The organism is Micrococcus sp. H39-S4 (assembly GCF_027158145.1).
GTDB classification, from domain to species: Bacteria; Actinomycetota; Actinomycetes; order Actinomycetales; family Micrococcaceae; genus Micrococcus; species Micrococcus luteus.
Genome location: NZ_JAPVLT010000003.1, coordinates 201,257 through 226,659, shown reverse-complemented (window position 1 = coordinate 226,659; position 25,403 = coordinate 201,257). Strand labels below are relative to the sequence as shown.

Sequence of the window (25,403 nt, the reverse complement as noted above, 5' to 3'; positions counted from 1 at the left end):
GAAGTGAGCCACCCGTGGTTGACGCCATGCCCGAGAACCCCGCGGAGGAGCCGACCGCCGCGTCGGCCGCGCCGAACCCGGAGGCCGTGCCGGACGCCGTCGGGCAGCCCGAGACCCCCGTGAAGGACCGGAAGGTGCCCGGTGAGTACGGCGCCAGCGCCATCACCGTGCTCGAGGGTCTCGAGGCCGTCCGCAAGCGCCCCGGCATGTACATCGGCTCCACCGGCCCGCGGGGCCTGCATCACCTCGTGTACGAGGTCGTGGACAACTCCGTGGACGAGGCGCTGGCCGGCTACGCCACCGGCATCGACGTCACGCTGCAGGCCGACGGCGGCGTGCGCGTGGCGGACGACGGCCGCGGCATCCCCGTGGACCTGCACCCCACCGAGGGGAGGCCGACCGTCGAGGTCGTCATGACGATCCTGCACGCCGGCGGCAAGTTCGGCGGCGGCGGCTACGCCGTCTCGGGCGGCCTGCACGGCGTGGGCATCTCCGTGGTCAACGCGCTCTCCCGCCGCGTGGACACCGAGGTCCGCCGTCAGGGGCACGTGTGGCGCATGTCCTTCGCGGACGGCGGCGTGCCCCAGGGCGAGCTGGTGAAGGGGGAGGCCACGGACGCCACGGGCACCGTGCAGACGTTCTACCCGGACCCGGAGATCTTCGACTCGATCGAGTTCGACTACGAGACCCTGCGTGCCCGCTTCCAGCAGATGGCCTTCCTCAACAGGGGCCTGCGCATCACCCTCACGGACGAGCGCGTCCAGGAGTCCAACGAGGTCGTCGACGACGAGATCGCGGGCGAGGGCGCCGCCGGTGAGGACGTCGCGGAGAACGGCCTGGCGGAGGAGGCGGAGCAGGAGCCCCAGCGCCGCTCCGTCACCTACCTGTACGAGAACGGCCTGCTCGACTACGTCCAGCACCTCAACTCCGCCAAGAAGGTCGAGTACGTCCACGACGACGTCATCGCCTTCGAGGCCGAGGACGTCTCGGACGGCCGCTCCATGGCCGTCGAGGTGGCCATGCAGTGGACCTCCGCCTACTCGGAGTCCGTGCACACCTACGCGAACACGATCAACACCCACGAGGGCGGCACCCACGAGGAGGGCTTCCGCGCCGCGCTGACCTCCCTGGTCAACCGCTACGCGCGGGAGAAGGAGATCCTCAAGCCCAAGGAGGACAACCTCACGGGCGAGGACATCCGCGAGGGCCTGACCGCCGTGATCTCCGTGAAGCTCTCCGAGCCGCAGTTCGAGGGCCAGACCAAGACCAAGCTCGGCAACTCCGAGGCCCGCGGGTTCGTGTCCAAGGCGGTCACGGACCACCTCGGCGACTGGTTCGAGCGCAATCCGGGCCCGGCCAAGGAGATCATCCGCAAGGCCATCATGGCCTCGCACGCCCGCCTGGCCGCCCGCAAGGCCCGGGACAACGCGCGCCGCAAGTCCCCGCTGGAGTCCTTCGGCATGCCCGGCAAGCTGGCCGACTGCTCCTCGAAGGACCCCGAGCGCTGCGAGGTGTACATCGTGGAGGGCGACTCCGCCGGCGGCTCGGCCAAGCAGGGCCGCAACCCGGAGACGCAGGCCATCCTGCCGCTGCGCGGCAAGATCCTGAACGTGGAGCGCGCCCGCCTGGACAAGGCCCTCGGCAACGCCGAGATCCAGTCGATGATCACGGCGTTCGGCACCAACATCGGCGAGGAGTTCGACATCTCCAAGCTGCGGTACCACAAGATCGTGCTCATGGCGGATGCGGACGTGGACGGCCAGCACATCACCACGCTGCTGCTGACCGTCCTGTTCCGGTACATGCGCCCGCTCATCGAGGCCGGCCACGTGTTCCTCGCGCAGCCGCCGCTGTACCGCATCAAGTGGTCCAACGCCCCGCACGACTACGTGTTCTCGGACGAGGAGCGCGACGCCGCCGTCGAGGCCGGCCTGGCCAAGGGCTGGCGCTACCCCAAGGACAACGGCGTGCAGCGCTACAAGGGCCTGGGCGAGATGAACTACCAGGAGCTCTGGGACACCACCATGGATCCGGAGAACCGCACCCTGCTGCAGGTGACCATGGAGGACGCCGCCGCCGCGGACGCCGTCTTCTCCATGCTCATGGGCGAGGACGTGGAGTCCCGCCGCACCTTCATCCAGCAGAACGCCAAGGACATCCGCTTCCTGGACGTCTGAGCCGGACCCGCAGACCTGCCTGAGCCGACCACCCTCCCCGCCGTCGCGGGGAGCACGAGAGGACCCGCGTGAGCGACGAGACCACCCCCCAGACCCCGGACGAGCCCGTCGAGGGCGCCCCGACCCCGCAGGCCCCCCAGACCGGCCTGGACATCGAGGTCGAGCACTACGTGCTCCCCGAGGGCGCCGCCGACAAGGTCGAGCCCGTCGACCTCGAGTCGGAGATGAAGCGCTCGTACCTGGACTACGCGATGGCCGTGATCGTCGGCCGCGCGCTGCCGGACGTGCGCGACGGCCTCAAGCCCGTGCACCGTCGCGTGCTCTACGCGATGTACGACGGCGGCTACCGCCCGGACCGCGCGTTCAACAAGTCCGCCCGCGTGGTGGGCGACGTGATGGGCAACTACCACCCGCACGGCGACACCGCGATCTACGACGCCCTCGTGCGCCTCATCCAGGACTGGGTCCAGCGCTACCCGCTGGCGCTCGGCCAGGGCAACTTCGGCTCCCCGGGCAACGATGGGGCGGCCGCCCAGCGCTACACCGAGACCAAGATGGCCCCGCTGGCCATGGAGATGGTCCGGGACATCGACGAGGACACCGTCGACATGCAGGACAACTACGACGGCAAGCAGCAGGAGCCCGTCGTCCTGCCCGCCCGGTACCCGAACCTGCTGGTCAACGGCTCCTCGGGCATCGCCGTCGGCATGGCCACGAACATTCCGCCGCACAACATGCGCGAGGTGGCCGCGGGTGTGCAGTGGTACCTCGAGCACCCCGAGGCCACCCGCGAGGAGCTGCTCGAGGCGCTCCTGGCCCGCGTCCACGGCCCCGACTTCCCCACGGGCGCCCAGATCCTGGGCCGCAAGGGCATCGAGGAGGTCTACCGGACCGGCCGCGGCCCCATCACCATGCGCGCCGTGGTCAACGTGGAGGAGATCCAGGGCCGCACGTGCCTGGTGGTCACCGAGCTGCCCTACATGACCAACCCGGACAACCTCGCCGCGAAGATCGCGGAGATGGTGCGGGACGGCAAGATCAGCGGCATCGCGGACATGCGCGACGAGACCTCCGGCCGCACCGGCCAGCGCCTGGTGATCGTGCTCAAGCGCGACGCCGTCGCCAAGGTGGTGCTGAACAACCTCTACAAGCACACCGAGCTGCAGTCGAACTTCTCGGCCAACATGCTCGCGCTCGTGGACGGCGTGCCGCGCACCCTGTCCCTGGACGGCTTCGTGCACCACTGGGTGAAGCACCAGATCGACGTGATCGTGCGCCGCACCGCGTTCCGCAAGCGCAAGGCCGAGGAACGCGCGCACATCCTGCGCGGTCTGCTCAAGGCCCTGGACATGCTGGACGAGGTCATCGCGACCATCCGCCGCTCGGCCTCGGCGGACGTGGCCCGCGAGGCCCTCAAGGAGCTCCTGGACATCGACGACGTCCAGGCCCAGGCCATCCTGCAGATGCAGCTGCGCCAGCTCGCCGCCCTGGAGTCCCGGAAGATCCAGGACGAGTACGACGACCTCATGGCGAAGATCGCCGAGTACAACCGGATCCTGGAGTCCCCGCAGCGTCAGCGCGAGGTCATCTCCGAGGAGCTCGCCGAGATCGTGGCCAAGCACGGCGACGACCGCCGCACCGAGATCATGGCCGGCTTCGACGGGGACATGTCCATCGAGGACCTGATCCCCGAGGAGGAGATGGTCGTCTCCATCACCCGCGGCGGCTACGTCAAGCGCACCCGGATCGACCAGTACCGGTCCCAGGCGCGCGGCGGCAAGGGCGTGCGCGGGGCGACGCTGCGCGGCGACGACGTCGTCGAGCACTTCCTGACCGTGTCCACGCACCACTGGCTGCTGTTCTTCACGAACTTCGGCCGCGTCTACCGCATCAAGACGTACGAGCTGCTCGAGGCCGGCCGCGACGCGAAGGGCCAGCACGTGGCCAACCTGCTCGCGTTCCAGCCGGACGAGCGGATCGCCCAGATCCAGCCGCTCGTGGACTACGGCCGAGCCCCGTACCTCGTGCTCGCCACGCGCGGCGGCCTCGTGAAGAAGACGCCGCTGCTGGACTACGACACGAACCGCACCGCCGGCCTGATCGCCATCAAGCTGCGCGAGGGGGACGAGCTGGTCTCGGCCCGCGTGGTCTCGCCCGACGACGACCTCATCCTGATCTCGCACAAGGGCCAGTCCCTGCGGTTCACCGCCACGGACGAGGCGCTGCGTCCCATGGGCCGTGCGACCTCGGGCGTGACCGGCATGAAGTTCCGCGACGACGACTCCCTGCTGACGATGGACGTGGTGGAGGAGGACGGCTACGTCTTCACCGTCACGGACGGCGGCTTCGCCAAGCGCACCCACGTGGACGAGTACCGCCCGCAGAACCGCGGCGGCCTCGGCATCAAGGTCGCCAAGCTCGTGGACGACCGCGGCGAGCTCGCCGGCGGTCTCGTGGTGCGCGAGGACCAGGAGGTCCTCGTGGTGATGGCCTCGGGCAAGGTGGTGCGCTCCGCCGTCGCCGGTGTGCCGGCCAAGGGCCGCGACACGATGGGCGTGATCTTCGCCAAGCCGGACAAGCGGGACCGGATCGTCGCCGTCACCCTGAACAACGAGCAGGAGATGGAGGCGAAGGCGGACGCCGAGGCCGAGGCGGGGCCGGATGTACCCTTGGACGCAGACATCGACCCGACCGACCCCGTAGCCGCACCGGAGGACGCCCTGACGCAGGACGCCGGTGAGGGTGCAGACGGAGGAGAGCAGTGAGCACGTCCGCGTCGTCGCGTCCCGGCCAGGGACGGAGCACCGGGAAGGCCGCCGAGCCGCGGTCCGGCCGCCCGGTGCGCAAGGCCAGCGGGTCCTCGCAGGAGGACCTGGTCCGCGCCGTCCCGAAGGCCAAGGTGCGCCGCGCCCGCCTGGTGCTGACCCGGGTGGACCCGTGGTCCGTGCTGAAGCTGGCGTTCCTGCTCTCGGTGGCGCTGGGCATCCTCACGGTGGTGGCGGCGGTGGCGCTGTACTCGCTGTCCGACGTCCTCGGGATCTTCGACAGGGTCAACGACGTGATCGGCACCGTGCTCGGCTCCGAGGCCGGGCGCTACACCGTGGCGTCCCTGGCCCCGCTGAGCACCGTGACCTCGCTGGCCACCGTGCTGGCCGTGGTCAACGTCATCCTGCTGACCGCCCTGGCCACCGTGGCCGCGCTGCTCTACAACCTCTGCGCGAGCCTCGTGGGCGGCCTCGGCGTCACGCTGACGGACGACTGAGCAGACCCTCGACGACGCCCCGCGCGGATTTGCGCGGGGCGTCGGCGTTCCTGTACAGTCATCTCCTGTTGTGAACGGCGTCAGCCGTGAGCGACGGTGAGGGCGTATAGCTCAGGCGGTTAGAGCGCTTCGCTGATAACGAAGAGGTCCCAAGTTCAAGTCTTGGTACGCCCACTCCCACCACACAGAGCCCCGGTCCGCTGGGGCTCCGTTCGTCTCCGGAGGTCTTCCCATGGGTCGACTGGCACGCGTGGCCCTCGTGGTCAGCGCCGCGGCAGCCGCCTATGGGGCGCGTCTCTGGCGGGAGAACAGTGCGGGGAAGGACGTCTGGGCCACGGCCACGGACGACCTGCCGGAGGACGCCGACGGCGTCGAGCCGGCACCGGAGGACTGACCGGTCCTCACGGGGGCATGGCGCAATTGGTAGCGCACCTGCTTTGCAAGCAGGGGGTTAGGGGTTCGAGTCCCCTTGCCTCCACCGAAGAAGGGCCCGGGAGTCGTGAGACTCCCGGGCCCTTTCGTCTGCCCAGGGTGGCCGCCGGCGCCGGCACCGTGGGCAGAAACCGGCGACCCGGGGGCTCCTGGGGCACAAACCGCAGGACTTCGGGCCCCGTGGGCAGAAGAGAGGGCGTTTCTGCCCACGGAGGGACGGGGATGGCCTGCCCCGAACCCCCGCCGCCGGACCCGCCCACCGCGCCCACCGCCGTCGTGCGTGGTGTTGGATGGTCCGGTGAACACCACCATCGACACCCCGTCCCCCAACCGACCCGCCTCTGGGCAGGGCACTCCGGCCTACGCCCGGGTGCCCGCGAGCTACTACGACATCTTCGTGGGCGTCTTCATCGCCCTCCTCATCCTCTCCGGCGTCACCGCGGCCAAGCTCTTCTACGGCCCCACCGTCCCGGTCGTCTCGGACCTCTTCTACGACGGCGGCCCCCTCATCTTCGACGGCGGCGCCTTCCTGTTCCCGTTCGCGTACATCGTCGGCGACATCCTCGCCGAGGTGTACGGCTGGCGCCGGGCCCGCCGCGCCATCGTCCTCGGCTTCGCGATGCTCGTGCTCGCCGCCCTCACCTACACGGTGGTCTCCTGGACCACGCCCGTCGAGGGCTTCGAGGTGTGGGACCAGGCCCTCGCGCCCATGCTGCGGATCACCGTGGCCGGCTTCGTCGCGTTCCTCGTGGGCTCCCTGCTCAACGCGTCCATCGTGGTCCGCCTCAAGGAGCGCATGAAGGAACGGCACGTGGCGTTCCGGCTCATCCTCTCCACCGTGGTCGGCCAGTTCTTCGACACCCTGATCTTCTGCACCATCGCCTACGCCGGCACCATCTCGCTGCTGGAACTGGCGAACTACACGGTGACCGGCTTCGCGTACAAGACGCTCGTGGAGATCCTCATCGTGCCGGTGACCCTGCTCGTCATCCGCGCCCTCAAGCGCCGGGAGCCCACCTACCGGGCACCCGGCTTCGAGATCCACCGCGACGACGATCCCGCCCTCGCCCCGGCCGCGTCCCGCTGACCCGCACGGGCCCCGGCGTCGGCCGCGCCGGGGCCCGTCCGTCGCGCGCACCCCGCCCAGCGACTACCGTCGGTGCCATGGGCAAGGACCTCTTCGAGCACGAGCAGCAGCAGACCCTCAGCCGTGAGCAGGCCGCCGCACGCCTACGCGACCTCGCCGACCAGCTCTCCCGGCAGAACGAGGTGCGGGTCGAGCACGGCGGCCGCGACGTCGTCGTCACCGTCCCGGACCGCGTGGGCCTCGAGGTGGAGCTCGAGGTCGAGGACGGCGGCGACGCCGAGCTGGAGATCACCCTCAGCTGGTGACCGGCCCCGGGGCGGCCGCTGCCTCCCCGTGCCTCAGAACGTCCAGAGCTCCCCGGGGGCCAGGCGCCGGTAGTCGGTCACGCCCTCGGCGAGACCCGAGAGCACCCGATCCACCACGCCCTTGCCGTCCTCGCTGAGGATGCCGTCGTGGATGGGGCGGGTGTGCGTCGCCGCGATGGCCCGCATCTGGTCCACCACGTCCGCGATGCGCAGCCACGGCGCCGCGGCGGGCAGCAGGAGCACCTCGACGTCGGCGTCCGGCACCGTGAACGAGTCGCCGGGGTGCAGCACGGCCCCGTCCACGAGGTAGGACACGTTGACCGGGCGCGGCACCTCGGCGTGGATCACCGCGTGCTCCCCGCCGAGCACCTCCACCCGGAAGCCGGCGGCCTCGAACGTCTCTCCGGGGACGGCCGTGTGCACGCGCCCGGCGGCGAGCCCCGCCTCCGCCAGCGGCCCCGTGAGGTCCCGTGGCGCCCAGACGTGCGCCTCCGTGCCGGCCAGCGCCCGGGCCAGCTGCTCGGGGACCACGTGGTCCGGGTGGCCGTGCGTCACGAGGACGGCGTCCGCGCCGTCCAGGACCGCCGCGTCGCTGAACGCGCCGGGGTCGAACGCGAGGCGCCGGCCGGCCTTCTCGAGGCGGACGGCCGAGTGGCCGAAGAGGGTCAGGGTCGTGCTCATGCAGATCACTCCTCCGCCCGGCGTCGGGATCCCGGGCGCTCCCAGCCTCCCGCGCGCTCCCGGCGGTGGACAAGGCCCGCGCCCCGTTCGACGGCGGCCCACCGGCTCCCGCCCCGACCTGCGCCCGGACGCGCGCCGGCCCGCGCCCCCTCGGTCCTGCCGAGGATGCGCGGGCCGGTCGCCGTCCGCTGCGCGCTCAGAGCGCGGGGGAGCGGGTCAGCGCTGCTGCCCGGGCTGGACGCCCAGCACCTTCGCGTTGGCGGCGGCCACCGGGTCCGGCGTGGCGGTGTCCACCCGCACGCCCTGACCCGCCGCGGCCGAGCCGGCCTCGGCCACGACCTTCTGCTGCTGGGCGTAGGGGTTGTTGGCCTCCACCACCGGGATGTTCGCGGTGATCGGGCCCGGCACCGGGGCGGTCCACGGATCCTGCACCGGCTTGGTCAGGCGCCACAGGGCGAAGCCGGCGCCGGCGGCGGCGGCCGCCATGCCCGCGACGATCCAGGCGCGGCCGCCCGAGCGGGAGGCCCGGCGACCGGCGGCACGGTTCAGGTCCTTCTCGGCGGCGCCGGCGTACTGCTCGGCGCCCTGGCGCAGGCGCTTCACGATCGCCTTGTCCCCGGTGAGCTTGATCAGGGCCTGCTCCAGGGCGTCCGGGACCTCGACGTCGTGGGCGGTCTTGCGGGCGTGCGCGGCGCCGTCGGCCAGGCGGGCGGCGGCCACGGGGAGGACCTCCTCCTTGCGGCGCTGGGCGTAGTCGCCGGCGTCGGCCAGGCGGGCCTGCACCTGCGGGGCCACCTTCCCGCCCTGCTCCTGCAGCGCGGACAGACCCGTGGCGAGGAGGCCGGCGAGGGTCAGGCCGCCCGCGGCGGCGGCGTCCTTGGCCTGGCCGGCGCGGTCGCTGAACAGGGCGGCGGACCGCTGCGCGTCCTTGCGGGCGCCCTTGGCGGCCTTCTTCGCGTCCTTGCGCAGGCCCTTGGCGGCCTGGCGGCCGTCCCGGCGCAGCTGCTTGGCCTTGCGGCCCCCACGACGGCGGCCCTTCTTCGCGGCCTTCTCAGCGTCCTTGCGCGCCGCGGCGAACTGCTGCTGCACCTCGTGGCCGGCGTCCTGCGCCTGGGCCTGCAGGTGCTCGAGGAAGTCCTGGACGGTGTCCACGCCCTTGGCGACGGCGGGGGCCAGCAGCCCGTACTGGTGCGCGACGGCCTCGCCGGCCTTCCGCGCCCCGCGCTCGACCACGGGGCCGTACTCCTTCTTGGCGTCCTGGGCCTTGCGGCGGCCCTCCTCGGCCGCGGCGGAGCCGCCGATCAGCCCGTAGGCCGCCGCCACCTCGCTCCAGGCGCGGGTGGACTCCACCCTCGGGGCGGCCCAGTGGCGCAGATTCTCCGCCTGGCGTGCGACGAACGCGTTCGCGCCGCCGTCGTGCTGGATCTCGTCGTGCAGGGTCTTGCGGGCCATGTGATGCCTCCCGTGGGTTCTGGATGGTCGTTGAACGCGGTGGTCCTCGAGGCCCAGCCTAGTGGCCGACCCCCGCCGTGGCACGGGTCCCGGCACGCCGGGAGTGCGTACGCCGATCGCGGAAGATCCCGACCCCGGACGGCGGGATCCGGACGGCCCGCCGCCGCGGATGGAACAATGGGGCGCATGGCGAACAAGACGCACACCGCGACCATCCACACGAACCACGGCGACATCGTCGTCGAGCTGTTCGGCAACCACGCCCCGAAGACCGTGAAGAACTTCGTGGGCCTCGCCACCGGCGAGCAGGAGTGGACCCACCCGCAGACCGGTGAGAAGAACAACGGCGCCCCGCTGTACTCCGGCACCGTGTTCCACCGCATCATCAAGGACTTCATGATCCAGGGCGGCGACCCGCTCGGCATGGGCATCGGCGGCCCCGGCTACCAGTTCGGCGACGAGATCCACCCCGAGCTGCAGTTCGACCGCCCCTACCTGCTGGCCATGGCCAACGCCGGCCCCGGCACCAACGGCTCGCAGTTCTTCATCACCTCCGTGCCCACCGGCTGGCTCAACGGCAAGCACACCATCTTCGGCGAGGTGAAGGACGAGGCCTCCCAGAAGGTCGTGGACGAGCTCAACGCCGTCGCCACCGATCCCCGTGACCGCCCGCTCGAGGACGTCGTCATCGAGTCCATCGACATCGACGAGGCCTGAGCAGCCCCTCGGTGAGCACCACCCCCTCTGACCCGCACGGCCCGGACTCCGCGGACGGCACACCCCCGGTGTGCCCGCGGCATCCGGGCCGTGCGGCGTATGTGCGCTGCGCCGTCTGCCGGCGCCCCGCGTGCCTCGACTGCCAGCGTCCCGGCTCCGCGGCCGGGCCGGTCTGCGTGGACTGTGCGTCCGGCGTCGTGGCCGGTCCCGGTCCGACGGCGGCTCCCGCCGCCGGCGCCGCCGCGACGGTCCCGGCCCGACGGCGGACGGGCTTCGCCGCCTCGCCCGTCACCTGGATCCTGCTGGCGGTCACGACGGTGGTCTACGCGGCGCAGTGGATGACCCGGGATCAGGCGTCCGGCGTGACCGAGGCGCTCTGGAGGCCGGGCTCTACACGTCCCCGTACGGCATGGAGCCGTGGCGGATGGCCTCCTACGCGCTCGTGCACGACGTCTCCGGCCCCACGCACCTGCTGCTGAACATGCTCGCGCTGTGGGTGATCGGGCGCGTGCTCGAGCCCGCGCTGGGCTGGTGGCGGTTCGTCGCCCTCTACGTGCTCTCCGCCGTGGGCGGTGCGGTGTTCGCACTGTGGGTCTCGGACCCGCTGCAGCCCGTCGTCGGGGCGTCCGGCGCCGTGTACGGCATGTTCGCTGCCCTGTTCCTGCTCACCCGGGTGCGGGGCGGGCAGGTGCGCTCGATCGCCGTGCTGATCGGCCTGAACCTCGTGTTCTCGTTCCTGTTGCCCGGGGTGGCCTGGCAGGTGCACGTGGGCGGGCTGCTGACGGGCGCCGTCGTCGCCGTCGTGTTCTCCCTGGCCGGCGGGCTGCGCCCCGGCCGCGCGCGCGTGCCGTCCGTGGGCGCCCAGGCGGCCGGCCTCGTGGTCGTGGCGGCGGCGCTGGCGGCGCTCACGGTGCTCGGCGCCGCACGGGTCACGGTGGCCGGCCTGCTGGGCTAGGCCGTCGTCCCCGACCGTCCCCGGAGTTCTCCACAGCCGGGTGTGCACTTCTTCCCACAGGGGTGTCCACACCTGTGGACAACTCCGGGGACAACTCGTCTCCGGGCGGGATCGTGCGGATCCCTCATCCACAGGGTTGTCCACCGCTGTGGAGAACTACACGCGTGTCATTCGCTCCAGCGGGACATCATGAGGAACCCGACGAGCGCGATGCCGAAGCCCACGAGGATGTTCCAGCCGCCGATCTGCACGATCGGGAAGAGGCCCTGGGTCAGGTAGTAGACGATGATCCAGAGCAGGCCGAGGATCAGCAGGCCGAACATCACGGCCTTGTACACGGGGGAGAGGGGCTTCGGACCCGGGTCCACGTCCCCGAGGTCCGTCCGCACGGCGGAGCGGCTGCGGCGCGCGGCCTCGAGCTCCTCGCGCTTCCGACGGGCCGAGTCCTTGCGCTTGCCGGCGGGTGCTGCCACGGGTCTTCTCCTCGGGTGGGGGGGTGGTGGGCGCCCCCACCGGCGGGGACCGGGGCGGGGACGGTATCCTGCTGACCTGCCCAGGACCGGGGTCAGCGACGTGCCCGGCCAGTCTATGCACCCCGCTCCCACGCGGCGGGGAGGAAAGAGCGCCCCCGTGCAGAGCCCCGAGGTCTCCGTCCTCGTCGTCGACAACTACGACAGCTTCGTCTACACCCTGGTGGGCTACCTCGAGCAGCTCGGGGCCCGCACCACCGTGATCCGCAACGACGAGGTCACCCCCGCCCGCGCCCTCGAGCTCGCGGCCGAGCACACGGCGGTGCTCATCTCGCCCGGGCCGGGCGCGCCCGCCGACGCCGGTGTCTCCCTCGACCTCATCCGCTCCGCCGCCGACGGCGGCCGTCCGCTCTTCGGGGTGTGCCTGGGGCACCAGGCCATCGCGGAGGCGTTCGGCGCCACCGTGACGCACGCGGAGTCCCTCATGCACGGCAAGACGTCCCTGGTCCGCCACGGCGAGCACCCCATGTTCGAGGGCGTCCCCTCGCCGTTCACCGCCACCCGCTACCACTCGCTGGCCGCCGTGCGGCCCACCGTGGACGAGGCGGTCCTGGAGATCACCGCCGAGACCGAGGACGGCGTCGTGATGGGACTGGCCCACCGCACCGCGCCCCTGTGGGGCGTGCAGTTCCACCCCGAGTCCGTGCTCACCGAGGGCGGCTACCGGATGCTCGGCAACTGGCTCGGGTCCGTGGGGCTCTCCGGGGCCGCCGAGCGCGGCGGCCGGCTCTCGCCCCTCGTCCGCCAGGACTGACCGGTCCCGGGGCCCGGTTCGCGGGTCCGACGGCGCCCCGGCCGCTCAGGTGGACGGCGGCGGGTCGATCGAGGGCTCGGGGTCCGGCGTCAGCGTCGGCAGCGGGTCCACCGGCGTCCCGGTGGGCGAGGTGCTCGGCGACTGCGCGGTCGGCTCCGGCGAGGTCGACGGGGCCGCCGACGGCGGCGACGGGCTCTGCGTCGGCGACGGCGTCGCGCTCGTCGGATCGGGGCTGGGCGTGGCGGAGGCGGACGGCGAGGGTGACGGCTCCGCGCTCTCGGAGGGCTCGGGGCTCTCCGACGGCGGGGGGCTCGGTGGCGCGGACGCCGACGGCGTGGGCTCGGGCGCCTCACTGGACGGCGGCGCCGGCTCGGAGGGCTCGGCCGTGGGCGCGATCCACGAGGACGCCGTCAGGGTCAGGGAGGAACGGTTGTCCACGCGGACGCCGGCGGGCGGATCCTGGGCCACGACCGTGCCGGTGTCGGTGGTCGCGCCGTCCTCGTCCTGGATCCGCACGCGCAGCTCGGGGGCGCTCAGCGCCAGCTGACGCCGCGCGTCCGGAGCGCTCATCCCCACCACGTCCGGCACGGCGACCATGCCGCTGGACAGGTGCAGCACCACGGAGGAGCCGGGCGGCACGTGGGTGCCCATCGCGGGGTCGGTGCGGGCGAGCAGCCCGCGCTCGAGTCGGCCGTCGTCCTGGTACTGCACGGAGGAGACGCGCAGGCCCAGCCGTTCCAGCTCGCGGCGGGCCGCGTCCTCGGACAGCCCGTGCAGGGAGTCGGACAGCGCGATGCCCTCCTCGCCGCGGGACACCCGGATCCGCACCTCGGCCCCGCGGGGCACCTCCGTGCCCGTCTGCGGGTCGCTCTGGGTGACGGCCCCGTCCGGGGCGTCGGCCATGTACGCCGACGAGACGACGGCCACCAGGCCCGCGTCCTCGAGCGCCGCGACCGCCTCGTCCTGCTGCAGCCCCACCACCGCGGGCACCTCCACGGTGTTGCGCAGGGCCGCCGCGAGCCACGGCGCCAGGACCAGGGCCAGCGCGACCAGGACCATGCCGGCCGCCAGGAGCGTGCGCCGGCGGACGCGGCGTCGGACGCGACGGGGTGTGGCCGTCGCCGGCGCCGGCGTGTCCCCGGGCGGCGGCTCGGGCCGGGGCGTCACCGGCTGGCCGGCCGTCACCGGCTGGCCGGCCGTCACCGGGCGGGGGCCGTCCATGGCGGCGGCGGCGGCCAGCTGCGCGGCCGAGGCGGCGCCGGGCAGTCCCGCACCCGCGACGGCGTGGTTCGCCGCCTGGGGCTGTGTGGTGTCCGGCTCGGCCGGGACGGAGGGCGTCGGCCGGGTCAGCGGGACCGCGGCCGTCGGCACATCGGCCCCGTGCCCCGCGGGCGTGGCGCCCAGCACCGCGCCGACGAGGGCGGGATGGACGGCATCGAGCGGCGGGGGGTGACGGCCGGGGCCGGCGTGCGGATCCGCGGCGGCCTCCTCGAGGGCCGCGAGGAACGCGGCGCCGGTGGGGAACCGGTCCTGTGGATTCTTGCGCAGGGCGCGCAGCACCACGGGGTCGAACGCGGGCGGCAGGTCGGGGTCGACGTCGGAGGGCGCCGGCGGCTCCTCGCGCACGTGCTGGTAGGCCACGGCCAGCGGCGTGTCACCCGTGAAGGGGGGTCGGCCCGTGAGCAGCTCGAACAGCAGGCAGCCGGCCGCGTAGAGGTCGGCGCGGCCGTCCACGGTGCGGCCCGTCGCCTGCTCTGGGGCCAGGTACAGGGCGGTGCCCACCACGGCCTGGGTCTGCGACGTGGTGGCGGAGGTGTCGGCCAGCGCGTGGGCGATCCCGAAGTCCATCACCTTCACGGTGCCCGTGTCCGTGACCATGACGTTCGCGGGCTTCACGTCGCGGTGGACGATGCCCTCCTCGTGCGCGTGCTCGAGCGCTTCCACCACGCCCCGGGTCCAGGCCACGGCACGGTCCGTGCCCACGGCGCCCTCTGCGTGCAGGATCTCCCGCAGCGTCCGGCCGGAGACGAGCTCCATCACCAGGAACGGGCAGTCCACCGGATGGAGGCCGTCCTCGAGGGAGACCTCGCCCGTGTCGTACACGGAGACGATCGAGGGGTGGTTCAGGGAGGCCGCCGAGCGCGCCTCCTTGCGGAAGCGCGCCTGGAAGTGCGGATCGCGCGCCAGGTCCCGGCGCATCAGCTTGACCGCCACCGGGCGGTGCAGCCGCAGGTCCTCCCCGCGGAAGACGTCCGCCATGCCGCCGCGCCCGATCAGCTCACCGATCCGGTACCGCTCGTTCAGGGTCCTCTGCTCGTCCACAGACACGTCCGCGTGGTCGTCCCGCCCGCCGCTCAGGCGGAGGGCGTGGCGTCGGCGGAGGAGGCCCCCGCGCCACGCGCGTCGGCGGACGGGTCGGTGGTGGGCTCGCCCGTCGGCGCCGTGGACTCGCCGGAGGACTCCGTCGTCGGATCCGCCGTGGGCGTCGTCGGCTCCTCGGACGGCTCCGGCGTGGGCTCCGGGTCGGCGGTGGCTGTCGGGGATTCGGCGGTGGGGGACGGGCTGGGCTCGTCCGAGGCCGACGGGCTCGGCCCGGTGCTCGGCTCCTCCGACGCGCTGGGCTCCGGCTCCGAGGCGGGCTGGGACGCCTCGCGGGTCGGCGCGGCGTCGGACCCGCCGGTGGCCACGATCAGCTGCACGTGCGTGTCGTAGCGGTGTCGCTCGCCCTCGCCGGGCACCACGCGCACCACCTCGCCGTCGGCGCCGTCGGCGGACGGGTCGTCCACCCGGTCCACGGTGAAGCCGCGGTCGCGCAGCGTCTGGATCGCGCTCTCCACGGGCTGGCCCACGAGGCCCTCCGGGATGACGCCCTCCCCGGTGGAGACGGCCAGCGTGACGGTCTCACCGCGCCGCAGCGCCCCCACGGGGTTGATCTCCTCGACGGTGCCCTGCGGGCTCTGCGCGTCGCGGTCCTCCTCGCGCACCGCCAGGCCGAGGCCCTCGAGCTCGGTGCGCACCTCGCTCACGGGGCGACCCTTGTACGCCTCCGGGTCCACGTGCACGGACGACTCCTCCTGCGAGGTCGCCGGCGCCGAGCCGCCGACGCCGCGGCCACCCGTGAGCAGCGGCCACAGCAGGGCCCCCAGCAGGGCGAACACCACGAGCCCGAGCAGCGCCCACAGCGGCCAGCGGTTGGCGCGTCGCCGGCGGGCGGGTGCGGAGCCGCCCCCGGCGGGCGGGCCCGGGTCCACGACGTCGCCCGGGCGGGTCTGCTGGTCGCGCACGGCGGCGATCTCGTGGTCGCGCGTGCTTGTGCTCGCGGCGGCGCCGGCCGCACCGGCCGCCGCACCGGCGGCGCCGGGGCCGCGGGCGTCGTCGTCGGTGCGGGGCTGGGCCGCGGTCACCGGCAGCGCCGCGGTGGCGGGGAAGCCGTCCGTCCGGGTGCCCTCGGCGCGGGGATGGGTGGTGCGCATGCCGTCGTAGTCCAGGGGGGCGGTCTCGGCGCCCGAGGGGTCGGCCACGCCCTGCTCCTCGAGGAAGGCGGCCAGGCCGGGCACGGCCTCCACAGCGCCGCGGGTGTCCTTGCGACGCAGCGCGTCGGCGGCCTCCGAGAGCGCGGTCGCGTCCGAGGGCCGCTCCTTGGGGTCCTTCGAGAGCATGCACATGATCAGGGCGCGCACCGGGGCCGGGACGGTGTCCGGCAGGGGCGGCGGGGTGTCGTTGACCTGGGCGAGGGCGATCGCGATCTGGGACTCGCCCGTGAACGGGCGATGCCCGGCGAGGGCCTCGTAGCCGATGATGCCCAGCGAGTAGAGGTCGGAGGAGCCGGTGGCCTGCTGCCCCGTGGCCTGCTCGGGCGCGAGGTACTGGGCGGTGCCCATCACCTGGCCGGTGGCCGTGAGCGGGACCTGGTCCGCCAGGCGCGCGATGCCGAAGTCCGTCACCTTCACCCGGCCGGTGGGCGTGATCATGAGGTTGCCGGGCTTGACGTCGCGATGCACGAGCCCCTGGGCGTGGGCCGCCGAGAGCGCGGCCGCCGTCTGCGCGATGATCCCCAGGGTCCGCTCGGGGGAGAGCACCTTCTCCTTCTCGAGGATGGAGGACAGCGGCTGGCCGGGCACGAGCTCCATGACGAGGTAGGCGGAGCCCTTCTCCTCGCCGTAGTCGTAGACGTTGGCGACGCCGGGGTGGTTCAGCAGCGCGGTGTGCTGGGCCTCCGCCCGGAAGCGGCGCAGGAAGTTGGGGTCACCCGTGTACTCCTCCTTGAGGATCTTCACGGCGGTGATCCGGCCCAGGACCTTGTCCCGCGCCTTCCACACCTCGCCCATGCCGCCGATCGCGATGCGATCGGTCAACTGGTACCTGCCGCCGAGGGTGATGCCCGATGTCGGCCTCATTCCGTGACCACCGCTTCCATGATTGCCTTCATGCCACTGACGACTGTCTGATGTCCAACCCCCGGCGGCTCGTCCTCCACCACGATCGTCACGGCCGCCCGGGGGTTCTCGCTCGCGTCGAAGCCGGTGATCCAGGAGTGCACGTTGCCCGTGTCCCCGACCTCGGCCGTGCCCGACTTCGCCGCGATCCGCACCGTGTCCGACTGCACGGATCCCAGGATGCCGTCCTCCACCGCCGAGACCATCATGTCCGAGACCTGCCCGGCCACCTCGGGGGTCGTGGCCCGGCCGCGCTCACGGGGGCTGAACTCCTGCACCGTGGTGAGGTCCGAACGGCGGACCGCCTTGATCAGCTGCGGCTCCATGACCACGCCGTCGTTCGCGATGCCGGCGGCCACCATGGCCATCTGCAGCGCGGTGGCCTGCACGTCCCGCTGGCCGATCGAGGACTGCGCCAGCGCGGCGTCGTCCAGGTCGGAGGGGAACACGGAGGCGGTCACGGGCAGCGGGTATTCGAAGGAGTCGTTGAAGCCGAACCGCTCGGCGGCCTCCCGGATCCGGTCCTGGCCCAGCTCGACGGCGGCCATGGCGAACGGGGTGTTGCAGGACTGTGCCAGCGCCCATGTGAGGGTCTGACGCCCCACGGTGTTGCACGGTGAGCTGTCGTAGTTGGGCAGCTCCGTGGTCGTGCCGGGCAGCGTCCACGCGGCGGGGATGTCCACCGTCCCGTCCGGGGTGTAGTCACCGGACTCGAGCATGGCCACCGCGTCGATGAGCTTGAACGTGGAGCCGGGGGACACGAGCTGCTCCGAGGCGCGGTTGCGGTACGCGCTGGCACCGGGGATCTGATCGATCGCGGCCATCGCCGCCTGCGCCTCGGCCGGGTTGTGCGAGGAGAGCGCGTTGGGGTCGAAGCTCGGCTTCGACACCATGGCCAGGATCTCGCCCGTCGTCGGGTCCGTGACCACGGCGGAGGCGCGCACGCCGTCCGGGAGCGCGTCGTACGCCAGACGCTGCAGCTCGGGGTCGATCGTCAGCTCCACCTGGTCGCCCTCGGGCGTGGCACCCGTGATGATCTCCATGGCGCGGTCCACGAACTGGGACGTGGGGGTGCCGGAGAGCTGCTCGTTCATGGCCGCCTCCAGCCCGGCGGTGCCGTAGGTGAGCGAATAGAAGCCCGTGAGCGGGGCGTACAGCTCGGGCTCGTGGTAGACGCGCTGGTAGTGGTACGCGTCGTCGGAGGGGACGGACTCGGCGATCGGCTCGCCGTCCACGAGGATCGGCCCGCGCGGGGCGCCGAACTCCAGGAACATCTGCCGCGAGTTCAGGGCGTGCGTCTTGAGCTGGTCCGCGGCCAGCACCTGGATGACGGACGCAGCCAGCGCGAGCACCAGGATCATGGCCGCCATGACGGTCCACGTGCGTCGGATCGCCTCGTTCACCGCTCCTCACCTCCTCCCGGGGGCACAGCGGCCGCCGGGAGCGCCGTGCCGGGGTCGAGGTGGCCGGCGCCGGGCCCGGACGCGTTGACCATCCCGTCCACGACCGCGGGACGGCGGGCGGCGTTCGAGATGCGCAGCACGAGCCCCACGATGATCCAGTTGGCCAGCAGCGACGAGCCGCCGGCGGCGAGGAACGGCGTCGTGAGGCCGGTGAGCGGCAGCACGAGGGTCACACCGCCCATCACCACGAACACCTGCCACGCCATGGTGAAGGCCAGGCCGGAGGCGAGCACCTTGCCGAACGCGTCGCGCACGCCGAGGGCGGCGCGCATCATGCGGGTGACGAGCAGGAAGTACAGGACGAGCACGGCGGCCAGGCCCACGAAGCCGAGCTCCTCGCCGATGGCCGTGAGGATCATGTCCGAGAAGGACAGCGGCACCTGGGTGGGGTTGCCCGCGCCCAGGCCGGTGCCCATCAGCCCGCCCGAGGCCATCGCGAACAGGCCCTGGACGACCTGGTAGGAGCCGCCGAAGTCGCGATGGTAGATCTCGGGGTCGAAGGCCCTCAGCCAGATCTCGAACCGGGCGGTCACGTGCGGCATGAACAGGAACGCCAGCGCCGCGCCGAAGGCGATCAGGCCCAGGCCGAGGAGGATCCAGGAGGCGCGGGACGTGGCGATGTAGAGCATCGCCATGAACATGCCGAAGAACAGCAGGGCCGAGCCCAGGTCGCGCTGGAACACGAGCACGCCGAGCGCCAGGAGCCAGCCGGCCAGCAACGGGCCGAGGTCCCGGGCTCGGGGGAAGGTCACCGGGCCCACGCGGCGGCCGGCCAGCAGGATCAGGTCGCGGTTCGCGGAGAGGTAGCCGGCGAAGAAGATGGCCAGCGTGATCTTGGCGATCTCGCCGGGCTGGAAGGTGCCGAAGCCGACGTCGATCCAGATCCGCGCCCCGTACATGCTCAGGCCCAGCCCGGGCACGAGCGGCAGGAGCAGCAGCACGCCGGACGCGGCGAGGAACAGGTACGGCCAGCGCCGCAGCACCCGGTGGTCGCGCACCAGGAACACCAGGGCGGAGGCCACCAGGACGGCCAGGACGGACCACACGAGCTGCGAGGTGGGGTTGGCCATCGCGGCGTCCTGGCTCAGCCGGTGGATCATGGCCAGGCCCAGCCCGTTGAGCAGGGCGGTGATCGGCAGCATGAACGGGTCCGCGTAGGGGGCCCGCAGCCGCAGGACCACGTGCAGCACGAGGGTGGCCGCGCCGAAGATGCCCAGCGGCACCCAGGCGGTGGAGTCCAGCGGGGCGTCCGTGCCGATCATGCCCAGCAGGTCCGCCCCCAGGGCGATGGCCAGGGCGGCCAGCAGTAGGACCAGTTCGATGTTCCGGCGCGGGCGTGCGGGGGAGATCACCTCGGTCACGGGGCCTCACCTCCCGTCGCGCTCGGGGACGATGCCGGGCTCGTCGGCGCGGCGGAGCCGGACGCGTCCGAGGGGCGGGCGGAGGACGACGACGGCGTCGCGCTCGGCCGGGCCCGCTCGGAGGGCTCACCGGCGGGGGCGGGGGCGTTCGGGTGCAGCGAGTCGCGCAGCTCGGCGACGATCTGCTCCGCGTGGTCCACGTCCCGGGCGGCCATGCCGGCGTTCACGCGGTCGCGTGCGTACGCGGGCAGCGCGTCCACCGGGAGGTCGGTCTGGCGGTCCACGTGGGACAGCTCGAGCGGGCCCAGCCGCTGGGAGACGCCCTTGAACACGGCGATCCGGCCGTCGTTGGCCCCCACGTAGTACTGCGTCTGGGTCCACAGGTAGCCCCACACGGCCACGGCCGCGAGGGTGAGGGCGAGCAGCGTGGTGAATACGGGGATGAACCAGCCGCGACGGTACTGCACCGGGCGGTCGTCCTTCCCACGCCGCCGACGCGCGGCCCTGGCCTCGGAGCCGCCGGCGGGCCCGGAGGTCGCCGGGGCCGGGGTGGGGGCCGTGGCCGACGCCTCGGCGGCCTCGTCGGACGGCTGGTCGGCAGCGGTGGCGGCCGGTGTGGCGGCGGAGGAGGAGCCGACGGCGGCCGCGGTGCCGCGCGGCGCGGCGGGCGGGGCGGACGGGTCCGGGCGCGCGGCGACGTCGGGATCCGGCCCGTCCGTGAGGACGGCCGCGGTGCGCCGGGGACGGTTCTCCGGCACGGGCGTCTCGCCGAGCAGGGCAGCGGCGCGGCGGCGCGTGGAGCTGCGGGTGACCACGGGGATGCGATCGGTCCTCACAGCGTTGGAGGCCGCGCCGACGAGCAGGTGGGGTCGTGCGTCCAGGTCCTCGCGCAGCAGCAGGCCGGAGACCGGGCCGACCTCGGGCGGGTGGGCCGCGGCGAGGGCCTGCTCGGACAGGTGGACGTCCGGGACGGGGGCCAGCTCCTCCGCCGTGCCCTCCGCGATCTCGAACGCCACCACGGTGACGTTGTCCGGGGCGCCGCCCTTGAGGGTCAGGTCCACGAGGGTGTCGACGGCCTGGTTGAGAGCCTCCGAGTCCCGCAGCACCTCGTGGATCTTCTCGGGGGAGACCACGTCCGTGAGGCCGTCCGAGCAGAACAGCCAGCGCTCTCCGGGGGCGACGGGCACCTCGAACACGTCCAGCTCGGGGGAGGCGTCCACGTCGCCGAGCACGCGCATGAGCACGTTCTTGTTCGGATGGAACGGGGCCTCCCCGGCCTCGAGACGCCCCTCGTCCACGAGCTTCTGCACGAACGTGTGGTCCGTGGTGACCTGGGAGAACTCGCCGTTCGCGAGCCGGTAGGCACGGGAGTCGCCGATGTGCGCGATGTGCAGCGTGGTCCCCGCGAGCAGGGCGGCGGTGCACGTGGTGCCCATGCCGGCGAGCTTGGGGTTGGCGTGCACCAGCTCGTTGAGGATCAGGTTGGCGTTCTGGATCTCGTCCGGCAGCACCGTGGCCGGGTCCTCGTAGCCCACCGCATCCAGCGGGGCCAGGTCCAGCACCGTGGACGCGCTTGCCACGTCGCCGCCCACGTGCCCGCCCATGCCGTCCGCGAGCACGACCAGATGACGGCCCACGTAGGCGGAGTCGTCGTTCTTGGCACGGACGCGGCCGACGTCGGAGCGGGCGGCGTAGCGGAGGACGAGGGTCATGGGTCAGGCCTCGAGCTCCATGACGGTCTTGCCGATGCGGATGGCCGTGCCGGGGCCCACGGGCACCGCGCGGGTGACGGGGGCGCCGTTGACGTAGGTGCCGTTCGTGGAGCCGAGGTCCTCGAGGAACCAGCGGGTGCCCTGGGGGAACAGCCGGGCGTGGCGGCCGGAGGCGTAGTCGTCCACGAGCACCAGGTCGGCGTCCTGGGCGCGGCCCATCAGCAGGGGACGGCCCTCCAGGGCGATGGTCTGCCCGGCCTTCGGGCCCTCGACCACCCGCAGAGTCCGGGACAGCCGCGGGGCCGGCGTCGTCGGCGCGGACGCGGCGGGGGACGGCGTCGACGCGGGCGCGGGGCGGTCGACCGCGGACGAGCCCGCCCCGGCGGCCCCGGCCGCGGGCACCGCGGTGACCAGGCCGGCGTCGCGCTGGGCCTGCTGGAGGCGTGTCTTGTTGCGTCGGCCGACCACGAGGTCGCGGCCCTGCGCCATGACGATGGAGATGATCAGCACCCACAGGGCCAGCAGCAGGCCCATGCGGAGCACGGCGACGGCGAGCTCGCTCATGCGCGGCCCCCCGTCCCGCCGAAGAACAGCAGCTCGGTCTGGCCGACGGTCACCACGTCCCCGTCGCGCAGGGTGACGGAGCCGTCCACGCGGCGGCCGTTGACGAGCACGCCGTTGCGACTGCCCAGGTCCAGGAGCGTGACCGTGGAGCCGACGGTGAGCAGGCGCAGGTGTTCGCGGGACACCGAGGAGTCCGGGATCACGAGGTCGGCACGCTCGGCCGAGCGGCCGAGGATGAGGTCGTCCCCGTCCAGGGGGAGCATGCGGCCGTCCAGCTCGAGGGCCGGGCCGGCGGGCCCGGTCACGGGGCGGCCCATCACGACGGTCGGCTGGTCGGCGTGGGCGGGGGCGGCGGGCGCGGTCGAGGCGGCGGCCCGGCGGGGCGCCGGACGGGGCCCGACGCGCGGGGCGGGGGAGGGCTTGCGGGGCGCGGCCGCCGGCAGGTCCTCGACCAGTCGGTCCGGCGCCGCGGCCGAGGCTCCCGGGCCGTGGGCGGTGGCGGGCGAGGCGCCGTCGTCGTGGGGGGCCGGGGCGGTGAGCGAGCCGTCGTCCAGGCGGGTGACGACGCGCAGGTCCCCGGCGCGCACGTCCGCGTCCGGGTGGAAGGCGACCCGGACCGTGCCGGGCAGCGCATAGCCCTGGGAGTCGGCGTGGCGGATGACCTCGTCGCACAGCTCGCTGGCGAGGGTGGACCCCCACGAGCGGGCGCGCTCGAAGTCGGCGGGGGAGAAGTGGACCACGTAGCTGTTGGGCGCGACCGTGTGGCCCTCGGACAGCGCGAACGACTCGTCGTCCATCGCCTGTCGCAGGGCCGAGGCGATCTCCACCGGCTTGACCGCCCGCGGACCGCCGGCCGAGAAGGCCGAGCGCACGGCCCGCTCCAGGCCGCGTTCGAGGTTGTCCAGAAGTCCCACGACGGGGCCCCTTTCCACAGTTGTCCGTCCCGATACTACGGGCCGGGCTGGGAGACCGCCGAGAACAGCGGGATTCTGCGGGGTGGAGCGCGGGTGGGAGAGGTGCCGGAGGGGCGAGCTGCCGGCGTGGCGGGGACGCGGGGGTGGGCGTCGGGGCCGATTTGCACGCCCGGGCGGGCGGGGGTTAGAGTATTCCTCGCTGCCTGTGACGGTCGCCGGATGCCCGGAGCCGAGAGCAGGAAGCCGCTCGCGCGAGTGGCGGAATTGGTAGACGCGCTGGCTTCAGGTGCCAGTGTTCGCAAGGACGTGGGGGTTCAAGTCCCCCCTCGCGCACCGAGGACGAAGGCCCCGGAACCGTGTGGTTCCGGGGCCTTCGGCGTTCCCGGGCTGGTCCCCACTCACCGGTTGGGGGCGGTTTCAGGCGGTATCCACGCCGAATACCGCCCGAAACCGCCCCCAAACGCCGCAGGGTGGTCCGGGCGCGGGGCCGCCCGCCCGACGCCGGCCCTCACGGCTTGACGCACACCACCGGGACGCGCGCCTCGAGGATGATCTGCTGCGCGGCCGATCCCAGCAGCAGCTTGCCCACGGGGGAGCGGTGCTTCACGCCCACCACGATCCGGCTCGCGCCCACACGCTCGGCGTGCTCGAGCAGGTCGCCGACGGCGTCCCGGCCGCGCTCCTGGGCGTGTGCCACGGACACGTCGACGCCGGCTTCGCGTGCCTCCGCCTCGTCCGGCTCGGTCCCGTCGAGGGAGAACCAGACCACGTCCTCCCCGCGCAGGGCCGCCTCGGCCAGGGCGGCCCGCCAGGCCGCGGCGCTCTCGGGGGTGCTGGTTCCGGTGCTGATGATCGTCATGGGGACCACTGTGCGTCATGGACGCGGCCCCCGTCACCACCCGGACCGGTTGTCGTCGGTCACTCTGCGGACGCAGAGTGCACGCCGCCCCGCCGCGCTGTTACCGTGACCTCCACCACTCGCACCTGTCCCCGGCGCCACTCCCTGGCGGCGGGGTGTCTCTGTTAGGAACCGCCATGCCCTCCACCTCCCCCGACGGCCCCCCGCGCCGACGCACGGGGGTCGGCCGGATCGTCTTCAGCGTGATCGCGGTGCTCACCGTGCTCGCGGCCTCCGCCTTCTCCATCCGCTCGGCTTCGGGAGGCAACGACATCCGCACCAACCTGACCCTCATCGCCCCCGCGGCCGCCGGCGGCGGCTGGGACTCGTTCCAGCGCGAGCTGCAGCAGACCATGCGCGTCAACGGGCTCGTGAACAACGTCCAGGTGGTCAACATCCCCGGCGCCGGCGGCAACATCGCCCTCGGTCAGCTGACCACGCTCGAGGACGCGAACAACCTCATGGTGGGCGGCACCGGCCAGATCGCCGCCCACGCGGCCCGTGGCACCGGCCCCGAGCTCTCCCAGGTCACCGCGGTCAGCCGCGTCGTCGAGGAGTACAGCCTCGTGGTGGTCCCGGCGGACTCGCCGTACCAGAGCATGGACGACCTGGTGACCGCCTGGCGCGCCGATCCCGCCCACGTGGCGTGGACCGGCGGCGGCTCCTTCGACCAGCTCGTCATGGCGGACATCGCCCGAACGGCCGACGTGCCGGTCGCGGACACCACCTACATCCCGTCCGACGGCGGCGGCGAGGCCATCCAGGCCCTGCTCAACGGCACCGCCCAGGCCTCCGCCGGCGGCTTCGCGGACATCTACCCGCAGGTCCAGGCCGGCCGACTGCGCGCCCTCGGCGTGGTGGCGGCCGAGCCGCTGGCCGGCGTCGAGGAGATCCCGACCCTGCGCTCCCAGGGCTACGACGTCACGCTCACCAACTGGCGCGCCCTGTTCGCGCCGCCGGGCATCTCCGCGGAGGAGCGCACCGAGCTCGAGGCCCTCATCGCCGAGGCGGTCGACACCCCCGAGTGGAAGGAGGCGGTGCAGCGCAACTACTGGAACCCCGTGCCCCTCTCCGGCACCGAACTCGAGGAGTTCATCGCCGCCGAGAAGGAGCGCATCGGCACGCTGACGGAGGAGGTCAAGTGAGCCAGGCATCCACCGTCTCCCCCGCCGCCGACGCCCCCTCCCGCTGGGGACGCGCCGCCGGGCTCTCCGGACTCGTCATGCCGGCCGTGCTGGCCGCGTTCAGCCTCTACCTGCTGCTGGGGTCCCTGACCATGGACACCGACGGCGCCGACTTCCCCGGCCCGGACTTCTTCCCGCTGATCCTCGCGGTCACAGGTCTCGTGATCGCCGCCGCGCTCGCGGTGGAGGTCGTGCGCGTGCGCCAGGCCCCCGAGGGGCAGGCCGACGCGGACGGCGAGGTCGGCCAGGTGGCCGGCCCGCTGACCCTGTTCCACTCGGACTTCGGCGCGCTGGCCTGGTGCTTCCTCGGCTTCCTCGCGTTCGCCGTCCTGCTGCCCTGGCTCGGGTGGATCCTCGCCGGGGCGCTGCTGTTCTGGTGCATCACGCGGGCGTTCGGCGCCCCGCACCCCGTGTTCGACATCCTCGTCGCCCTGTTCGTCTCCTCGCTGGCCTACCTCGGCTTCGCGGTGGCCCTGGGCCTGACCCTGCCCTCGGGCATCCTGGGAGGTGGCTTCTGAC

22 protein-coding genes and 3 tRNA genes are annotated in these 25,403 nt (G+C 73.2%); 14 read left to right on the top strand and 11 right to left on the bottom strand.

Features of this window, described 5'->3' with window-relative positions:
- The first annotated feature begins 26 nt into the window (after positions 1-26).
- From gyrB to O3T09_RS04840, 8 genes are all read left to right on the top strand, one after another.
- Positions 27-2,177 carry a DNA topoisomerase (ATP-hydrolyzing) subunit B gene (gyrB, locus tag O3T09_RS04875; protein ID WP_165381378.1) on the top strand — a complete coding sequence of 717 codons (2,151 nt, stop codon included), beginning with the start codon at positions 27-29 and terminating at the stop codon, positions 2,175-2,177.
- Positions 2,178-2,245: 68 nt separating this feature from the next.
- On the top strand, positions 2,246-4,942 hold the full coding sequence (gene gyrA / locus O3T09_RS04870; protein ID WP_129866885.1) for a DNA gyrase subunit A: 2,697 nt from the start codon (positions 2,246-2,248) through the stop codon (positions 4,940-4,942).
- Positions 4,939-5,439, top strand: a complete 501-nt coding sequence (locus O3T09_RS04865; protein ID WP_010079768.1) for a DUF3566 domain-containing protein — start codon at positions 4,939-4,941, stop codon at positions 5,437-5,439. Before gyrA ends, O3T09_RS04865 begins: the two co-directional genes overlap by 4 nt.
- A 100-nt stretch (positions 5,440-5,539) precedes the next feature.
- Positions 5,540-5,613: transfer RNA gene (locus tag O3T09_RS04860), tRNA-Ile, on the top strand.
- Between the two features lie 58 nt (positions 5,614-5,671).
- The gene (locus tag O3T09_RS04855) at positions 5,672-5,833 is read left to right on the top strand and encodes a hypothetical protein (RefSeq protein ID WP_020624432.1); all 162 of its coding nucleotides are present in this window, start codon (positions 5,672-5,674) and stop codon (positions 5,831-5,833) included.
- Between the two features lie 11 nt (positions 5,834-5,844).
- Positions 5,845-5,917, top strand: a tRNA-Ala gene (locus tag O3T09_RS04850).
- A 252-nt stretch (positions 5,918-6,169) separates the two neighbouring features.
- A complete protein-coding gene (locus O3T09_RS04845; RefSeq protein ID WP_206496502.1) occupies positions 6,170-6,958 on the top strand; it encodes a queuosine precursor transporter in 789 nt (262 codons plus the stop codon).
- Positions 6,959-7,035: 77 nt separating this feature from the next.
- On the top strand, positions 7,036-7,263 hold the full coding sequence (locus O3T09_RS04840) for an amphi-Trp domain-containing protein (protein WP_020624434.1): 228 nt from the start codon (positions 7,036-7,038) through the stop codon (positions 7,261-7,263).
- Positions 7,264-7,296: 33 nt separating this feature from the next.
- Here the strand turns inward: O3T09_RS04840 and O3T09_RS04835 are convergent, their stop codons facing one another.
- Together O3T09_RS04835 and O3T09_RS04830 are read right to left on the bottom strand one after the other, a co-directional pair.
- Positions 7,297-7,944: an MBL fold metallo-hydrolase gene (locus tag O3T09_RS04835; protein ID WP_036314438.1), complete on the bottom strand. Its 648-nt coding sequence runs from the start codon at positions 7,942-7,944 to the stop codon at positions 7,297-7,299.
- A 216-nt stretch (positions 7,945-8,160) separates the two neighbouring features.
- Positions 8,161-9,396, bottom strand: a complete 1,236-nt coding sequence (locus tag O3T09_RS04830) for a hypothetical protein (protein ID WP_257747201.1) — start codon at positions 9,394-9,396, stop codon at positions 8,161-8,163.
- 186 nt (positions 9,397-9,582) lie between these two features.
- On the opposite strand from O3T09_RS04830, the gene O3T09_RS04825 reads away from it, so the two are divergent.
- Together O3T09_RS04825 and O3T09_RS04820 are read left to right on the top strand one after the other, a co-directional pair.
- Positions 9,583-10,113, top strand: a complete 531-nt coding sequence (locus O3T09_RS04825; protein WP_010079725.1) for a peptidylprolyl isomerase — start codon at positions 9,583-9,585, stop codon at positions 10,111-10,113.
- Between the two features lie 424 nt (positions 10,114-10,537).
- A complete protein-coding gene (locus tag O3T09_RS04820) occupies positions 10,538-11,068 on the top strand; it encodes a rhomboid family intramembrane serine protease (RefSeq protein WP_265588746.1) in 531 nt (176 codons plus the stop codon).
- Between the two features lie 167 nt (positions 11,069-11,235).
- Here O3T09_RS04820 and O3T09_RS04815 read toward each other — a convergent pair whose 3' ends face one another.
- Positions 11,236-11,541 carry a cell division protein CrgA gene (locus O3T09_RS04815; protein WP_036337280.1) on the bottom strand — a complete coding sequence of 102 codons (306 nt, stop codon included), beginning with the start codon at positions 11,539-11,541 and terminating at the stop codon, positions 11,236-11,238.
- 157 nt (positions 11,542-11,698) lie between these two features.
- On the opposite strand from O3T09_RS04815, the gene O3T09_RS04810 reads away from it, so the two are divergent.
- Entirely contained in the window at positions 11,699-12,352 is a 654-nt protein-coding gene (locus O3T09_RS04810) for an anthranilate synthase component II (RefSeq protein WP_041103470.1), read from the top strand.
- 45 nt (positions 12,353-12,397) lie between these two features.
- Here the strand turns inward: O3T09_RS04810 and O3T09_RS04805 are convergent, their stop codons facing one another.
- From O3T09_RS04805 to O3T09_RS04775, 7 genes are read right to left on the bottom strand one after another with little or no spacing between them, the layout of a single operon-like run.
- On the bottom strand, positions 12,398-14,674 hold the full coding sequence (locus tag O3T09_RS04805) for a protein kinase domain-containing protein (protein WP_095353485.1): 2,277 nt from the start codon (positions 14,672-14,674) through the stop codon (positions 12,398-12,400).
- A 32-nt stretch (positions 14,675-14,706) separates the two neighbouring features.
- Positions 14,707-16,749 carry a protein kinase domain-containing protein gene (locus O3T09_RS04800; protein ID WP_041103479.1) on the bottom strand — a complete coding sequence of 681 codons (2,043 nt, stop codon included), beginning with the start codon at positions 16,747-16,749 and terminating at the stop codon, positions 14,707-14,709.
- Positions 16,746-18,191 carry a peptidoglycan D,D-transpeptidase FtsI family protein gene (locus tag O3T09_RS04795; protein ID WP_041103481.1) on the bottom strand — a complete coding sequence of 482 codons (1,446 nt, stop codon included), beginning with the start codon at positions 18,189-18,191 and terminating at the stop codon, positions 16,746-16,748. The genes O3T09_RS04800 and O3T09_RS04795 overlap by 4 nt, the downstream gene beginning before the upstream one ends.
- Positions 18,188-19,612, bottom strand: a complete 1,425-nt coding sequence (locus O3T09_RS04790; RefSeq protein WP_012750686.1) for an FtsW/RodA/SpoVE family cell cycle protein — start codon at positions 19,610-19,612, stop codon at positions 18,188-18,190. The genes O3T09_RS04795 and O3T09_RS04790 overlap by 4 nt, the downstream gene beginning before the upstream one ends.
- Positions 19,609-21,324 (bottom strand): PP2C family protein-serine/threonine phosphatase, encoded by a 1,716-nt coding sequence (locus O3T09_RS04785; protein ID WP_012750687.1) that lies wholly within the window; start codon positions 21,322-21,324, stop codon positions 19,609-19,611. Before O3T09_RS04785 ends, O3T09_RS04790 begins: the two co-directional genes overlap by 4 nt.
- Positions 21,325-21,327: 3 nt before the next feature.
- Complete coding sequence (locus tag O3T09_RS04780; protein WP_010079714.1) at positions 21,328-21,888, bottom strand: FHA domain-containing protein FhaB/FipA; 561 nt, start codon at positions 21,886-21,888, stop codon at positions 21,328-21,330.
- Complete coding sequence (locus O3T09_RS04775; RefSeq protein WP_061873127.1) at positions 21,885-22,802, bottom strand: FhaA domain-containing protein; 918 nt, start codon at positions 22,800-22,802, stop codon at positions 21,885-21,887. The genes O3T09_RS04780 and O3T09_RS04775 overlap by 4 nt, the downstream gene beginning before the upstream one ends.
- 249 nt (positions 22,803-23,051) lie before the next feature.
- On the opposite strand from O3T09_RS04775, the gene O3T09_RS04770 reads away from it, so the two are divergent.
- Positions 23,052-23,135: transfer RNA gene (locus O3T09_RS04770), tRNA-Leu, on the top strand.
- Between the two features lie 175 nt (positions 23,136-23,310).
- On the opposite strand, the gene O3T09_RS04765 is transcribed toward O3T09_RS04770, so the two are convergent.
- Complete coding sequence (locus tag O3T09_RS04765; protein ID WP_098093919.1) at positions 23,311-23,661, bottom strand: universal stress protein; 351 nt, start codon at positions 23,659-23,661, stop codon at positions 23,311-23,313.
- Positions 23,662-23,837: 176 nt separating this feature from the next.
- Here O3T09_RS04765 and O3T09_RS04760 point away from each other — a divergent pair, with 176 nt between their 5' ends.
- Positions 23,838-24,845 carry a tripartite tricarboxylate transporter substrate binding protein gene (locus O3T09_RS04760; RefSeq protein ID WP_269295404.1) on the top strand — a complete coding sequence of 336 codons (1,008 nt, stop codon included), beginning with the start codon at positions 23,838-23,840 and terminating at the stop codon, positions 24,843-24,845.
- Complete coding sequence (locus tag O3T09_RS04755; protein WP_041103491.1) at positions 24,842-25,402, top strand: tripartite tricarboxylate transporter TctB family protein; 561 nt, start codon at positions 24,842-24,844, stop codon at positions 25,400-25,402. The genes O3T09_RS04760 and O3T09_RS04755 overlap by 4 nt, the downstream gene beginning before the upstream one ends.
- The last annotated feature ends 1 nt before the right edge of the window (position 25,403 follow it).